This window comes from Myxococcus dinghuensis (assembly GCF_024198235.1).
GTDB classification, from domain to species: Bacteria; Myxococcota; Myxococcia; order Myxococcales; family Myxococcaceae; genus Myxococcus; species Myxococcus dinghuensis.
This window is the reverse complement of sequence record NZ_JAKCFB010000001.1, coordinates 154,467-169,882: the sequence shown is the minus strand read 5'-3', so window position 1 is coordinate 169,882 and position 15,416 is coordinate 154,467. Positions and strand designations below refer to the sequence as shown.

Annotated in this window: 10 protein-coding genes; 5 read left to right on the top strand and 5 right to left on the bottom strand. The window is 70.1% G+C overall.

What is annotated here, in order from left to right:
* Nucleotides 1–213 precede the first annotated feature (213 nt).
* Together LZ198_RS00505 and LZ198_RS00500 are read left to right on the top strand one after the other, a co-directional pair.
* Nucleotides 214–1,329, top strand: a complete 1,116-nt coding sequence (locus LZ198_RS00505; RefSeq protein WP_253969833.1) for a hypothetical protein — start codon at nt 214–216, stop codon at nt 1,327–1,329.
* Between the two features lie 102 nt (nt 1,330–1,431).
* Entirely contained in the window at nt 1,432–3,048 is a 1,617-nt protein-coding gene (locus LZ198_RS00500; RefSeq protein WP_253969832.1) for an NADP-dependent glyceraldehyde-3-phosphate dehydrogenase, read from the top strand.
* A gap of 61 nt (nt 3,049–3,109) precedes the next feature.
* On the opposite strand, the gene LZ198_RS00495 is transcribed toward LZ198_RS00500, so the two are convergent.
* Together LZ198_RS00495 and LZ198_RS00490 are read right to left on the bottom strand one after the other, a co-directional pair.
* Nucleotides 3,110–4,183 (bottom strand): type IV pilus twitching motility protein PilT, encoded by a 1,074-nt coding sequence (locus tag LZ198_RS00495; RefSeq protein WP_323381845.1) that lies wholly within the window; start codon nt 4,181–4,183, stop codon nt 3,110–3,112.
* A gap of 144 nt (nt 4,184–4,327) precedes the next feature.
* Nucleotides 4,328–5,230: a hypothetical protein gene (locus LZ198_RS00490; protein WP_253969830.1), complete on the bottom strand. Its 903-nt coding sequence runs from the start codon at nt 5,228–5,230 to the stop codon at nt 4,328–4,330.
* A gap of 279 nt (nt 5,231–5,509) precedes the next feature.
* On the opposite strand from LZ198_RS00490, the gene LZ198_RS00485 reads away from it, so the two are divergent.
* On the top strand, nt 5,510–7,042 hold the full coding sequence (locus LZ198_RS00485; RefSeq protein ID WP_253969829.1) for a PKD domain-containing protein: 1,533 nt from the start codon (nt 5,510–5,512) through the stop codon (nt 7,040–7,042).
* 193 nt (nt 7,043–7,235) lie between these two features.
* Nucleotides 7,236–8,849 carry a glycine--tRNA ligase gene (locus LZ198_RS00480; RefSeq protein WP_253969828.1) on the top strand — a complete coding sequence of 538 codons (1,614 nt, stop codon included), beginning with the start codon at nt 7,236–7,238 and terminating at the stop codon, nt 8,847–8,849.
* A gap of 78 nt (nt 8,850–8,927) precedes the next feature.
* On the opposite strand, the gene LZ198_RS00475 is transcribed toward LZ198_RS00480, so the two are convergent.
* On the bottom strand, nt 8,928–11,351 hold the full coding sequence (locus LZ198_RS00475) for a helicase-related protein (RefSeq protein ID WP_253969827.1): 2,424 nt from the start codon (nt 11,349–11,351) through the stop codon (nt 8,928–8,930).
* Between the two features lie 196 nt (nt 11,352–11,547).
* Nucleotides 11,548–12,381: a class I SAM-dependent methyltransferase gene (locus tag LZ198_RS00470; protein ID WP_253969826.1), complete on the bottom strand. Its 834-nt coding sequence runs from the start codon at nt 12,379–12,381 to the stop codon at nt 11,548–11,550.
* A 241-nt stretch (nt 12,382–12,622) separates the two neighbouring features.
* On the opposite strand from LZ198_RS00470, the gene LZ198_RS00465 reads away from it, so the two are divergent.
* Complete coding sequence (locus LZ198_RS00465; RefSeq protein ID WP_253969825.1) at nt 12,623–12,910, top strand: hypothetical protein; 288 nt, start codon at nt 12,623–12,625, stop codon at nt 12,908–12,910.
* A 312-nt stretch (nt 12,911–13,222) separates the two neighbouring features.
* On the opposite strand, the gene LZ198_RS00460 is transcribed toward LZ198_RS00465, so the two are convergent.
* The gene (locus LZ198_RS00460; protein ID WP_253969824.1) at nt 13,223–15,400 is read right to left on the bottom strand and encodes a M4 family metallopeptidase; all 2,178 of its coding nucleotides are present in this window, start codon (nt 15,398–15,400) and stop codon (nt 13,223–13,225) included.
* Nucleotides 15,401–15,416: the final 16 nt, after the last annotated feature.

Below are 15,416 nucleotides of genomic sequence, written 5' to 3'. Positions count from 1 at the left end.
AGTGAACAGGTGCGCCTCCCTGAGCAACGGGCGAGCCAACCCAGACTCCTGGTATTTCCAGGGGTTTCCAAAGGCCCCCTGGCCCTGGCGTCGTCCGTCCCATGACATCCGTGTCAGGTGTCGTCCAGCGCCGCGGCCCGTCGTGGACGCCGACCGAAGACTTCTGGCGAGGCCCGTTCAGGGGAGGCAGCCCAGACCGAGGAGTCCTTCGCCATGTCGCAACAACGTGCCCTGCCCCGCGCCCCCGGCGCGAGGGCCCTGCTGTCGTCCGCCCTCTGCAGCCTGCTGCTCACCGCCTGCGGAGCCCCGAGCCCCACCGAGGCCCCGCCGGCCGAGGCCGCTGTTCCGGGAACGCTGTTGCACGAGCTGAAGCTGAGCGACACCCGCACGGTGCGCTTCATCGAGACGGCGCCCGGCGAGGTGGTCGTCGCGGAGTCGGGCCACATGGACCGCGACGCCGCCCACCTCCAGGCGGCGATGCAGGAGGACACCGAAGCCAAGGAGCTGGCGGACCTCTATCTCTCCCACGTCCCCGGCGCGAAGCGCGAGGACGTCCCCGCCGCGCTCGTGCAGGCCCAGGGCCGCATCGCCATGGCGCGCATCATCCAGGCCCGCGAGGCCGCGCGTGAGGTGGGCCGCGCCGCGGAGACGCTGCCCGACGGCCCCTCGCCGCTGAACGCCGAGCGCGGCCCCGCCGCCGCCAGCCTCAACGACACCTGGGACTGGGTGGGCGACAAGGCGTGGTTCCGCAGCAACTTCTGCAGCACCACCGCCACCCAGTCCGCCACCTGCATCACCGACTACTGGTACGGCTCCTACAGCGGCGCGAAGGACAACACCGTGTTCTTCCGCGCGGTGGGGCTGGCGGCCGGCTTCGACTCGACCGCGTATTTCTATACGAAGTTCAAGTCCTGCAGCATCTGGCCCTGGGAGGGCTGTGAGTGGAAGGTCAGCTACAACTCGACCCTCCAGGCGCGCCACTACCTGACGCTCACGTGGAACAGCGGCCCCCGCTCGCGCTGGGCGGGCATCGACCAGAGCACGGACCGCGTGTACCTGAGCACCGTCTGGAGCACGTCGTCCTCCACGCCCCCGCCGCAGCAGGAGCCGTGCAACGTGTACGCCCGCGCCCACGCGACCACCTGCTACAACCTGGACGGCACCATCTCGTCCATCTCCAACACGCTGTGCGCGGACGCCTGCGCCGGCTCGTACTCCACCGCCTCGGCCTGGGCCACCCAGGCGCTCGGAACCCAGGTGTGCCTGGGCGCCTACGCGGGTTGCTGCCAGTACTACGTCGATCAGAACTTCAACCGCTGCGGGGGGTAGCGGTCGAGGCAGAGGGGGGCACGCGCCGGCCCGGTCCGTGGGGTCGGGCCGGCGCGTGGGAAGTCGTGCCCCCGGCGAGGACTCCCATTAAAAGGAGCCCTCATGACGGCACTGGCAGACCTCTTCCCCACCGACGAGCAGGTCCCCCCTGGCGTGAGGCTCCCCGCCTACCTCGAGCAGCGTGAGTACCTGGTCGACGGAGCGCTGCGCACCTGGACGGGCGACCTCAACCCCGTGCAGAGCCCGGTCTACGTCCAGACCCCGGAGGGCCTCCGGCAGAAGGTCATCGGCGCCACGCCGCTGCTCACCTCGCGCGAGTCGCTCGACGCGCTGGCCGCCGCGGTGAAGGCGTACGACCTGGGGCGTGGCGTCTGGCCCACGATGCGGGTCGCCGAGCGCATCGAGGCCGTGGAGCGCTTCCTCGTCGCCATGCGCGCCCAGCGCACGGCGGTGGTGAACCTGCTGATGTGGGAGATCGGCAAGACGCAGCCGGACTCGGAGAAGGAGTTCGACCGCACCATCGACCTCATCGTGGAGACCCTCCGCGCGCTGAAGGAGCTGGACCGCACCTCGTCCCGCTTCGTGCAGGAGCAGGGCATCATGGCGCAGATCCGCCGCGCGCCCATGGGCGTGGCGCTGTGCATGGGGCCCTACAACTACCCCCTCAACGAGACCTTCAGCACCCTGTTCCCCGCCCTGCTCATGGGCAACACGGTGGTGTTCAAGCCGGCGAAGTTCGGCGTGCTGCTCATCCGCCCGCTGCTGGAGGCCTTCCGCGACTGCTTCCCGCCCGGCGTCATCAACATCATCTACGGCAAGGGCCGGGAGACGGTGGGCGCGCTGATGGAGAGCGGGAAGGTGGACCTGTTCGCCTTCATCGGCACCAACCGGGGCGCCAGCGAGCTCAAGCGGATGCACCCCCGCCCCCACCGGCTCAAGTCCGTGCTGGGCCTGGACGCGAAGAACCCGGCCATCATCCTGGAGGACGCGGACCTCGACAACGCGGTGAAGGAGTGCGTCACCGGGACGCTGTCCTTCAACGGGCAGCGCTGCACCGCGCTCAAGCTGCTGGTGGTGCACCGGAGCATCGTCGACCGGTTCCTGGAGAAGTTCACCGCCGCCGTGGACAAGCTCAAGCCCGGCATGCCGTGGGAGCCGGGCGTGGCCATCACTCCCCTGCCGGAGCCGGGCAAGGCCACCTTCCTCCAGGGCCTGGTGGACGACGCCCTGGCGAAGGGCGCGCGCATCGTCAACGCGACGGGAGGACAGGCGGCCCTGTCGTTCTACACCCCCACCGTCGTGTACCCCGTGACGCGGGACATGCGGCTGGCCAACGAGGAGCAGTTCGGCCCCGTCATCCCGGTGATGGTGTTCGACCAGGACGAGGAGGCCATCCGCCTGGTGGTGGAGTCGGAGTTCGGCCAGCAACTGAGCCTGTTCGGCAAGGACTCGGCGCGCATCGGCCGGTTCATCGACGCGTTCTCGAACCAGGTGGGGCGCATCAACCTCAACTGCCAGTGCCAGCGCGGCCCCGACACGTTCCCCTTCAACGGCCGCAAGGACTCCGCCGAGGGCACCCTCTCCGTCGCGGACGCGCTGCGCGTGTTCTCCATCCGCACGCTGGTGGCCGCCAAGGCGACGCCGGACAACACCTCGCTCGTCCAGTCCATCCTCACCCGGCGCGAGTCGGACTTCCTGACGACCGACTTCCTCTTCTGACGCCCCCTGCCCCCGGAGCGGGCCACCGTGGCTCCCGCTCCGGGTGGACGCGGGCGAAGCGTCAGTCGAACTCCAGCGCGCGCTGGAAGTCCGCCGGGTTGGAGGCGGCGCTCTGGGCCGTCTCCAGGGTGATGAGCCCCTCGCGGTACAACTGCGTCAGGTGCTGGTCGAAGGACTGCATGCCGAACATGTCGCGGCCCTTCTCGATGACGTCCTTCAGCTCGCTGGCGCGGTCGTCGCGGATGTACTGCTCCACCGTCTTCGTCTGCACCATGATTTCCAGCGCCACGGTGCGGCCCTTGCCGCTGGCGCGCGGCAGCAGGCGCTGGGACACGGTCGCCTTGAGGCAGTCCGCCAGGCGCATGCGCACCATGGTCTGCTCCTCCGCGGGGAACACGGACACCAGGCGGTTGATGGTCCGCGAGGCGTCCGTCGTGTGCACCGTGGACAGCACCAGGTGCCCCGTCTCCGACGCCTTGAGCGCGATGTCGATGGTCTCCGTGTCGCGCATCTCTCCCACCAGGATGACGTCCGGGTCCTGGCGCAGCGCCGCGCGCAGGGCCACCGCGAACCCCCGCGTGTCCGGGCCGATCTCCCGCTGGGAGATGGAGGACTTGATGTTCTTGTAGATGAACTCGATGGGGTCCTCGATGGTGAGGATGTGCAGGTTCTCCGTGCGGTTGATGTGGTCGATCATCGACGCCAGCGTGGAGCTCTTGCCGGAGCCCGTGGCCCCCGTCACCAGCACCAGCCCGCGCTCGTTGCCGGCGATCTTCTTCAACACCTGCGGCAGGCCCAGCCCGTCGATGGTCGGGATTTCATCCGGGATGATGCGCAGGATGCACGCCAGCGAGCCGCGCTGCCGGTAGATGTTCACGCGGAAGCGCGCCACGCCCGGGAGGCTGTAGGAGGCATCACACTCCTGCAGCGTGTCGATCTGCCCCTTCACCGCGGGGTCCGAGACGACGTGGATCGCCACCTGTCGGGTGTGGTCCGCGTGGAGCTTCTCCATCTTCAGCGGCCTGAGCGCGCCATTCACCCGGTAGATGGGTGGATCCCCCGGCCGGAAGTGGATGTCCGATGCCCCGTTCTGCACGCCAACCGTCAGCAGCTTGTTCAGTGTCGCCAGGTCCAGGAGAGTACCCTCAGCCGTGAAAGCCTGGATTCTAGGTGAGCGCGCGGATGAAGCCCATGGCCACGCGCCCCAACGACAGTCACGGGTTTGGGGCGACACCTGGTGGGTACCCCTTCCCCCGTCACCGGACCGACACGAACGGGCTCACTGCGCGGAGAGGACCTCCGGCGGGACGGGGTCCAGCGGCACCATGACGAACCGCTGGGCGGAGTCCACGGACACCACGCCCTTCGTCCGGGTGGACATCTGCCCCGCGACGCGCCGCCAGCGCCCCTCCTCGACGAGGAACTCGCCGCGCCCCACGTAGGCCATCTCCATGGTGGCGGGGATGGGCTTGAGCAGCGAGGGGTCCTCGTAGCGGCCGGCGTGCCGCTCCGCGAGCGTGAAGTCGATGACGGCCACCGTGCGGCCCTCCGCCTCGCGCTCCAGGGCCACCAGCTCCACGCGGTTGAGGGTGTCGCCCTTTCCATTCCAGCGCTTCCCCATGTCGAGGAGGTCCGCGCTGTGGGTCCAGACGTCGCCCACGGAGACGGGCCGCGAGGGCAGCTCCACCATCAGGGCCACCAGGTTGCGCTCCTCGCGCTTCAGGTCGCTGGTGACCAGCCCCGAGGCCGTGAGCGTCGCGCGCACCTGCACCGTCCCCTCCATGGCCTTCATCCGCTGCGCCACCTCACGCGCCTCCTTCGAGGACGGCTTCGTCTTGGGCAGTTGCACCCGGGTCACCACCAACCGGGCGGACACGCTCCCCGACGACTGGGGTGACAACACGAGCGCCATCGCCGACTCGGTGGGCTGGCGCAGCTCCAGCATCTGCTGGCGCTTCGCGGGAGGCACACCCCGCAGCTTGATGCTGGAGAGGTCCACCCGCATCGAGCTGCCCTCCGGGGCCACGCTCTCCGCCGTGTACTCGTAGCCCAGCGACGCCGGGGGCACCTTCCAGCGGAGCGTCACCGGCGCGTCGACCCCGCCCCCGGCGGCCAGGGCCCCCGGCGACGACAGCAGGGACGCGGCGAGCAGCAGGAGACGGAGGCCAGGGGCGCGGGACATGGCGCCATCTTCAGGCGGGCACGGCCCCGGACGAAAGCCGACCTCCCCCCCTTTTTTCCGCCCGAGTCCGAGGCGCCACCCGGGTCGCCACCGCCACCTCCGCCACGGCGGCGGCCTCCAGGACGCACACCGGCCACTTCCGCAGCTTCGTATCCATCCTCGCGAATTTCAGCAACCAAATTGCAACTACATCCACGGAAACAAATGGAACACGAGATTGAACTACGAAACCACAACACCCCCGTGAAGACTGGAACCCCCCTCTTGAAAGGAGTCCCCATGGATTGGAGTCCCCGTCGTACCCTCCCGACCCTGAGTGCCCTGCTCCTGTCTCTCCCGCTCTCCGCGGCGGCGCAGTCCACCAACGTCGCCCTGAACAAGCCGTCCTCGGCCTCGTCGGTGAACGCCATCGGCTTCCCGGACCTGTTCGGCCACCCCAAGGCGTTCAACGGCAACATCGCCTCGGATGACCGGTGGGCCTCGGCCGTCAACCCGCTGCCCTCGAATCCGGAGTGGCTGGAGGTGGACCTGCAGGCCCAGTACCGGGTGGACCGCCTCGCCCTGTACACCGGCAAGGACGACACCTACGGCCGCATGGTCTCCTTCGACATCGTCTATCGCGCCAACCTCACGGACGCCTGGCAGGTGATTCCCGGCGCGAGCATCACCGGCAACACCCTGCCCGCCTGGACGCTGACGTTGCCCCAGCAGGTGAGCGCGCGCTACGTGCGCCTCCTGTGCAAGGCGGGCGCGGACGACAACTTCTGCCGCGTGCGCGAGTTCCAGGTGTTCGGGAGCACGCTGACGAACCAGCCGCCGTCGGTCTTCGCCGGCGCGGACCTCTCCATCACCCTGCCCACCCACTCGGTCCAGCTCCAGGGGTCGGCCACGGACGCGGACGGCACCATCACCCGCTACCTCTGGACCCAGGTCTCCGGTCCGACGACGGCCACCCTCTCCGGGGCCACGGCGGCCACGGCGAGCGCCAACGACCTCGCCCAGGGCACCTACGTGTTCCAGCTCGCGGCCACGGACAACGGCGGCTCCACCAGCGCGGACACGGTGAGCGTCACGGTGAACGCGGCGATTCCGTCCGCGGACCCGCGCGCCGGGAAGCTCCACGTGTGGAACCGCAACGGCACGTACGACTCCGCGGTGTTCCTGCCCAAGGACTACGGCACCGTCCCGGGCAAGAAGTACCCCCTCGTCCTGACGCTGCACGGCCGCGGCGGCTCCACGCTGACGTCGGACCACACGCAGGTGGGCAGCAGCCCCGAGGGCTTCATCCGCCAGCTCCTCCCCGGCAAGGCGCTCGTCGACACCTTCCCCGGCATCGTCATCGCCCCCAACGGCCCCCGCGTCGGGCAGCCGCTGGACACCTGGTGGCACACGGCCAACGTGCACGCGCTGGTGCTCGAGGCCATCACCCTCTACGGCGCCGACCCGGACCGCGTGACGCTGACCGGCCTGTCCTCCGGCGCCTCGGGCGTGAACGACCAGCTCGCCTACTACCGGTCGACCTACGCCGGCGCGATGCCGCAGGCCTACTTCCCGCCCAACCCCTCTCCCCTCTGCGTGCTGGAGGCCTTCCCCATCTGGGCCGCCGGCAACTCGGATGACGGCACGTTCAGCGCCTGGAACTGGACCAACCCCTACGACGGCTTCCAGATGCGCTTGCAGCAGTGCGCCGGCTACTCCGGCGAGCTCATGATCACCGTCAACCCCTCCGGCGGCCACGGCGGCTGGGACACCTTCTGGGCCCGGTCCGATGCCCAGGACTGGCTGGTCAGCCAGGTGCGCAAGGCCCCCTGACCTCCCTCTCCCCGCCCCCGGGGCTCCGGCTCCGGGGGTGGGCGGTGTTCGCGAGCGGAGAGCCCACAGCCGCCCACACGGTCCGTACGACACCTGCCGGACGGGGACGGGCCACCCGGGCCCCCTCGCGCGTCAGCCCCAGGCGAACCGTGTACGGTGCGTCCCCCACCGCTCACGAAGGAGCAGCACGCCGATGGCCGCGCAGACGATGGAGCAGCTCGTGTCCCTGTGCAAACGCCGGGGCTTCATCTTCCCTGGCTCCGCGATCTACGGGGGCCTCCAGGGCACGTACGACTACGGCCCGCTCGGCGTCGAGCTGAAGAACAACCTGAAGCTCGCCTGGTGGCGCGCCAACGTCTGGGAGCGCGAGGACATGGAGGGCATCGACGCCGCCATCCTCATGAACAAGCTCGCCTGGCGCTATTCGGGACACGAGGAGACCTTCGTGGACCCGATGGTCGACTGCAAGGGCTGCAAGATGCGCTGGCGCGCGGACCAGATCGCCGGCAAGTGTCCGAGCTGCGGCTCCACGGAGCTGACCGAGCCGCGCCCCTTCAACCTGATGTTCAAGACCCAGGTCGGCCCGGTGCCGGACCCCGAGTCGTTCTCCTACCTGCGCCCGGAGACCGCGCAAGGCATCTTCCTCAACTTCAAGCACGTGCTCGACTCGACGTCGCGCAAGCTGCCCTTCGGCATCGCGCAGATCGGCAAGTCGTTCCGCAACGAAATCACGCCGCGCAACTTCATCTTCCGCGTGCGTGAGTTCGAGCAGATGGAGATCGAGTTCTTCGTGAAGCCCGGCGAGGACGAGGCCTGGCACCAGAAGTGGGTCGAGGACCGCATCAACTGGTGGCTGTCGGTGGGCCTGTCCCGCAAGAACCTGGAGCCCTACCACCAGAAGGGGAACGAGCTGGCGCACTACGCCAAGGCCACCGTCGACCTGCTGTACCGCTTCCCCCACGGGCTGGAGGAGCTGGAGGGCATCGCCAACCGGACGGACTACGACCTGGGCTCGCACAGCAAGGACCAGGGCTCGCTCGGCTTGAAGGCGCGCGTGGCGCCCAACGCCCACAGCACGGAGAAGCTCACGTACTTCGACCCGGAGACGAAGCAGCACGTGGTGCCCTTCGTCATCGAGCCCTCCGCGGGCGTCGACCGCGGCGTGCTCGCGGTGCTCAGCGAGGCGTACGACGAGGAGCAGGTGAAGCCCGCCCCGGCGGACCGGCTCAAGCCCATCGAAGAGGCGCTGGGCACGTTCCTCAAGTCCGTGGGCCGCAACGAGAAGCTCCCGGCGGACGCGAAGCACGCCCTCATCGCCGAGGGAGAGCGCATCGCGGGCGCGCTCGGCGAGCGGCTGGCCTCCATCACCGGCCTGTTGTCCATGCCCGGCGCGGAGAGCATCGAGGTCGCCAAGAAGCTGCGCGGCCAGGTCGACCCCGTCGTCGACGAGTTCTACCGGACGGTGCTGCACTTCAAGCCGCGCCTGGCCCCCATCAAGGTGGCCGTCCTGCCGCTGAAGAAGAACCACCCCGGCATCGTCGGCGTGGCCAAGGGCATCCGCCGGCAGCTCCAGTCCTCCGGCGCGATGCGGGTCGTCTACGACGACACCGGCGCCATCGGGAAGCTGTACCGGCGGCAGGATGAGATCGGCACGCCGTTCTGCGTCACCGTCGACTTCGACACGCTCGGGGACGGCAAGGACGCCGCCACGAAGGACACCGTCACCGTGCGCCAGCGCGACTCCATGACCCAGGAGCGCGTCGCCATCTCGGAGCTGGAGTCGTACCTGCGCGAGAAGATGGCCTGAGCCTCGGCGGCGCCGTGCCCCTCACGCAGTTCGTCCAGGGACACGGCCGTGCCCGGCTCCGTGGGCGCGACGGCGCGCTCAGGCCTTCGCGCCGGGCTTCGTCGCCAGCGCGCCCTCCGGACGCGGGCCCGGGTGGGCGGGCGGCTTGTTCGCGCCCCCCTGCTCGACGGGGCTTCGCCCCCTGCGTCGGCGGCGCCGCTTCTTTCCGGGAGCCCCCTGGGGCGGGCCCCCCAGCTCGCGGAGGACCCGGGCGCGGACGCCGCCCTCCAGCCGCAGCTCCTGTGTGAGTGCATGCACCTGCCGGGCGCCCTGCGGATGGCGCAGCGCCTCGCACAGGCGCTCGACGAGGTCGATGCGCAGGGCCACCGTGCCGAGCACCTCGTACCCGAAGGCGCGCGCGTCGCGCCCCGCGAAGGCGGCGCTCTCCAGGACGGGCTCCCGGGGCACTCCCGGCGGGGCCACGCCCTGGAGGAAGAGGGTCGTCAACATGGCGCGCCGCTGCAGCGCGGGTGGGGCCAGCGCCGCCTCGACCTGGACGAAGCGATGCCCGTCATGGACCCCCAGCGCCGCCAGACGCGCGCGCGACTCGTCGTCCAGGAGGGCCCACTGTTCGCGCGCCTCGCCCCGGGCAATCACACCCATGCCCTCCGCCAGCCGGTAGACGAGCCCGCGCATGGGCGGAGGATGTCCCGCGCCCATGAGGGACTCCGCGGGGAAGCCGCCCATGGCCTCCGTGACCAGGTCCCGCGCCAGCGCCACCAGCCGCCGCTCGAGCCGTCGCCGCGCGCCACCGGTCCACACCTCCGGCTCCGCCAGGGCAACCTGCGGCGAGCGCCGGTCCTTGCCTCGCACCAGCCGCCCCAGGGGCTGGCCCTCGAAGGAGATGTTCCCCACGGGGTCCACCTCGAACGTGTCGTGCGCGGACTCGTCGACCCGCTGGACGAACTGCTCCTCCGTCATCACGCCGTCCGCCGTGGACGACTCTCCCAGCAACTGCCCCAACCGCGCGAAGGGGCTGTCCGACGCGGGCTGCGCCGCCGCCGCGCGGACGAAGCGACGGGCGCTCCGGCGCGCCGCGCGCTGCACGAAGCGCTCGACGAGCCGCTCGTGGAGGGCGTCCCCGAGCGCGTCCTCGATGTGCCGGGTGCGCTCCTGCCACTGCTCCGCGTCGTGCAGCCAGCTCTGGCGGTGGCTGATGTACGTCCAGATGCGGATGGCCGAGAGCCGGTCCATCAGCGTGTGGATGTCACCGGAGACGTCGTCCAGCGGGGACACCTGCTTCGCCAACCACGCCGGCGCCAGCTTCCCGTCCCCCGCGGTGAGCTGCAGGAACGTCTCGCGCAGCAGCGCCACGTGCTGGCCGAGCAGCCCCTTGCGGAAGTCCGGAATCTGGCAGACCTGCCACAGCAGCTCGACCAGGGCCGGGCGGGTGACGATGTCCCGGATGGCGGGCACGGCCGACAGCTCCTTGAGGGCGTCGAAGTCGTCCGCGCGCTCCACCCGGACGAAGGCGCTGTCGCGAGGCGCCCGGGCCAGCGAGTCCAGCAGCGCCTCCGGGTTCGAGAAGTCGAGCGCGGCGTTGCGCCACACCAGCCGCCGCACCGGGGAGAAGCGGTGCGATTCGATGGCGGAGACGACCCCCTGCGGCAGCTCCGACAACGTGCTCAACGTGCCGAAGCTGCCGTCGTTCAGGTGGCGGCCCGCGCGGCCGGCGATCTGCGCCAGCTCCTCCGGGTAGAGGTCGCGTTGCTCGGCGCCGTCGTACTTGGAGAGCGCCGCGAAGGCCACGTGGTGGAGGTCGAGGTTGAGCCCCATGCCGATGGCGTCCGTCGCCACGAGGTACTGCACCTCGCCGGACTGGTACATCGCCACCTGGGCGTTGCGCGTGCGGGGAGACAGCGCGCCCAGCACCACCGCCACCCCGCCACGCAGGCGGCGCAGCGACTCCGCCAGCTCGTACACGCGGTCGGCGGAGAACGCGACCACGGCCGAGCGCGGCGGGAGGCTCTTGAGGGAGCGGCGGCCGGCGTAGCGGAGCTGCGACAACCGGGTGGCGCGCTTCACGGTGGAATGCGGGATGAGCGACTGCACCATCGGCCGCATCGTGTCCGCGCCCAGGAACCACGTCTCCCGCCGCCCACGCGCGTGGAGCAGGCGGTCGGTGAAGACGTGGCCCCGCTCCCGGTGGGCGGCGAGCTGGATTTCATCCACGGCGAGGAAGTCGACCACCCGGTCGGTCGGCATCGCCTCGACCGTGCAGATCCAGTAGTCGGGGCGCGGCGGCAGGCGCTTCTCCTCGCCCGTCATCAACGCGACCCGGCCCTCGCCCACCCGCGCGGTCACCCGGTCGTAGACCTCCCGGGCGAGCAGCCGGAGCGGCAGGCCCATCATGCCCGTCTCGTACTCGAGCATGCGCTCGATGGCGCGGTGGGTCTTCCCGGTGTTGGTGGGCCCCAGCTCCGCCACGACGACGGCCGGCCGGCTCGATGGGCTGGAGTTCATCGGGGGAGTCTAACCTCCGACCGGGGCGTCTGCTCTCGAGGCCTGGGCACCAGGAAGGCGGGCTCGGCGCTCTCGTACGGGGAGAAGGAAGGAGGGCTCACGCAGACACCAGGGGTGTACGACAGCGCCCCGGACGAACCTGCTCCCCCCATCCTGAAACGTCTCGCGACGAATGCTTCGCGCCCCGACCCCCGCGTCAGGGGATGGTGGCCAGGACGCGGTACATGCCCCAGCGGCACGCCACGTTGCCCCCGTCGTGCGCGAGCGACCTCGCCTCCGCCAGGAAGGAGCGCTCGAGCGCGGCCCGGGTGGCGGCGGGGAGCTGGTCCGCGTCGTAGGTCGCGGAGAGGAACTCCCACGCCCGCTCCGGCGGCCCGTCGTCGATGACCTCCAGCGCCTCCACCGAGACGTCCTGGAAGCCGGCGCCGAACAGCTCCCGCAGGCCCGCCTCGGCGCGGAAGCGACGGTCCCCCAGGCTCAGGGGCGGCGCGGGCTCCGCGGCGATCAACGGCTTCATCAGGTCCTTGAACAGGGCCACCGCGCCGCCGGGAACCGGCGTGCCGCCGACGATGACGGCCAGCCGGCCGCCGGGCTTCGACACCCGGCGGAGCTCCGCGAGGACCCGCTCCCCCTCATCCATCAGCATGAGGGCCAGGTGGCTGAGCACCACGTCGAACGTGGCGGCGTCGAACGGCAGCGCCTGCGCCCGCCCCTGCACGAGCGTGGCGGTCGCCCCCAGCCGCGCCTTCGCGAGCGACAGCTCGTCCGCGCTCATGTCGATGCCCACCAGGGAGGTCCCTGGCAGCCCCCGCCGGGCCACCCGCTCGAGCAGATAGCCGTCGCCGCAGGCCAGGTCGAGCACCCTCCGGGGCCCCGGGTCCGCGGGCACCGCGTCCGCCAGGAGGTCGTAGGTGGAAGAGAAGCGGGAGCCCCCCGACAACACGGGGGAGTTCGCCAGCCACCGGGAGGTCACTCCCGCGAGGCGGCGGTGGTAGTCGAGCAGGTAGGACTCGGTCTGGGAGGGCGGCATGGGCGTTCTGCCCAGCATAGCGCCCACGGCCCCTCCCGGCGACATCGGCTCGCATCGCGAATCCCGCGGTACGTCTGGCGTTGTCCCATGTTCGCGAATCAAACCCAAGCAAAATATCGCGACCCCCGCGATTACGACTCGAATCGCAAGCACCGGCATCAGCAACCCGGTTTCGTCTTGTCTCTGGGAAACAATAGACACAGGATGTCGACCTCAACCCCAACCAGGAGTCGACAACAGCATGAAGACTTTCCGAATCATGATGGCGTTCGCGGGCCTCGGCATGTCCGTCCTCGCGGGCTGCGGCGGTGCGCAGACGGATTCGACGGACGTGCAGACCGGGACGGTGGAGCAGGGCGTGCAGTACTGCACGAGCAACAGCCAGTGCCCCTCGGGTCAGTACTGCATCAACTCGGGCTGCCGCATCGGCTCCGATGAGCCCATCATCTGTGGCGACATCACCTGCGCGGATGGGAAGATCTGCTGCGTGAACAACTGGACGTGCGCCACGAAGTGCTCGACGCCGTGAGACGCTGACGACGTCTGGGAATGGCGGGCTCCACGCCGGGGCCCGTCATCTCCGACGCGTGGAGCAGTCCAGACGCCGGGAAGACCTCGCGGCGAGGCGGGGTCGAGACACACACCGGGCCGAGGCTCGGGTGGACCCACGCCAGGAGCAGGGGGAGACGGCGACCGCGCCGGGGCCGCGCTCGGGACGAGGCGGTGACCCACGGCCGCGCGGTGGCGCGTGTCAGGGAGGGAAGCTCACCGGCGACGCGGGCCCGGGCGGAGGCACTTCCCGCCCGCCCCTCCTTGCCCGCGCGCCGGCCATGCGGGACGACTAGTTCACGCCGACGGCGGTCCAGCTCTCCTTCACCTTCTTCACCTCCGCCGAGTCCGCGCCGTACAGGTCCGTGGCGGCGTTGATGGTCGCCTGGCGGGCCTGGGCGAAGGTGGTGCTGGGCGTCATGTAGTGGGCCAGGGCGCGGTAGTAGATCTTCAGGCCCTTGTCCATGCCGATGCCGTCCTTGACCTCGATCTGCGACGTGCGGTTCTTGCCGCCGTTGGCCAGCAGGTAGAACGCGTTGTTCGCGATGCCGCTCGAGCCGTGGACCTCGGTCTGCTTCGGGTAGTTCTTGTAGTGGTCGATGGAGTACCCGTCCTTGGTCGGGTCATCCATGTAGCGCAGGCCGTCGTTGGGGTCGCCGTTGGTCGGCGTCCAGGCCGCCTCGCCCACCGTCCAGTTGAACTTCACGGCCGGGTTCTTCGTGGAGGCGTACCACTCCACGCCCGCGCCCATGATGTCGCTGATGGCCTCGTTCAGGCCGCCGGACTCGCCGCGGTAGATGAGGCCGGCGGTGCGCTCGGTGAGGCCGTGGGAGATTTCGTGGCCCGCGATGTCCAGCGCGGTCAGCGGACCGGAGTCCACGCCGTCGCCGTCGCCGTAGCTCATCTTCTCGCCGTCCCAGTACGCGTTGACGTAGTTCTCGCTGACGTGGATGTAGGAGACGAGCTTCTCACCCTTGCCGTCGATGGAGTCGCGGCCGAGGATGTTCTTCATGAAGTCGTACGTCATCGCCGCGCCGTAGTGCGCGTCCACCGCGGCCTGGTTGCGCTGCGGGTCGGTGGCCTCGCCCCAGATGTCGTTGTCGTCCTTGATCTGCGTCTGGCCGCTGGCCTCTTCCTGGTTGCGCGCGTCGTAGGTGGCCACGCCCTTGCCGCGCGTGGAGTCCTCCAGCGAGTACGTGCCGTCCGCGTTCTTCTTCGTCGAGAGGTCCACCTTGCCGCTGTAGAGCGAGGTGTCGTCGGCCTTGCCGGTGGACGGCGTCGTCGGGTCGGTGGGCGTGGGGGTGGTGGCCTTGGGGGTGATGGTCAGGTCCCAGCGGTTGAGCGTGCCGGTGTCCTTCTTGGCGTTGTCCTTGACGGTCAGCGTCCACTCGCCCTTGGCCTTCTCGCCCGCGAAGGCGCTCAGGTCGAAGTCGCCCTTCACGTTGTCCGCGCTGCCGCCGGTGCGGTTGTGCACCACCGCGCTCTTGCCCGAGGGGCTCGTCAGCGTCACGGACAGGTCGCCCTTGAACGAGTGGGCGATGTCCAACGACAGCTTCAGCTTGTCCACCGTGACGTCGGCGCCCACCTTCACCTTCGAGGTGATGGTGCCCTGGTCGGGGATGGGGACCTTCTTGGTCGAGGAGACCTTCACGTCCGGGCTGGCGGCGGCGCTCGCCGGCTTGCCCTGGGCCGCGGCCGTCTCACCCACGCCGCCGTGGGTGGCGCAGGGGCACTTCTTGAAGCCGTCGATGCTGTTGAACTTCTCGTAGACCTCACCGGAGTTCGCGTCGATGAAGTAGTGCATCCGGCGCGGGTCCTCCTCGCCGTTCACGTTGGCGACCTCGACCCGGTACGCGGAGTGGTACTCGCCGGAGGCGTCCTTGTAGATGATGCGCTCGGAGTGCGGCTGGCGGTCCGGCTTCACCCCGAAGTCCTTCTGGGCGATCTCCAACGCCTGCGCGTTCGACAGCGCGGGCTTCTGGACGCCCAGGCCCGCGGGAATCGTCGTCTGGTCGCCCGTGACGGTGGACACCTTGCCGTCCTTGCCCAGGTGCGCGACGACCTGCTCGCCGTAGACCTTCACGCCCTCGTGCTGGCGGTCCAGGCGCACGTGCGTCATCCCCAGCTCGTCACGCTCGACGTTCTTGGGGACGAAGGCCGGGTACTGCACGCCCCCGCGCAGCCCCTGCGTCGACGCCTTGGGCGCCGGGGTCAGGTGCGCGACCGCGGTCTGGATGGCGGCCTGCGCCTCCTTGCTCTCCAGGGACAGCCGCCCCACGGGCGCCGGCAGCGACTGGAGCGACTGCTCCGCGCGCGCCAGGTCCGTCGTCTTCGCCGCCGGGCCGAACCCGTCCTTCACCCGGGCCGCGGCCACGTTCGCGCTCTTCGCCGCAGCCTTGGGCTGAGCCGCCGTCGTGTTCGAGGTGGAGAGGACGGCCGGCTTCGATCCATCGGTACGGCGAATGCTCATGGGGCGCTCGGATGTC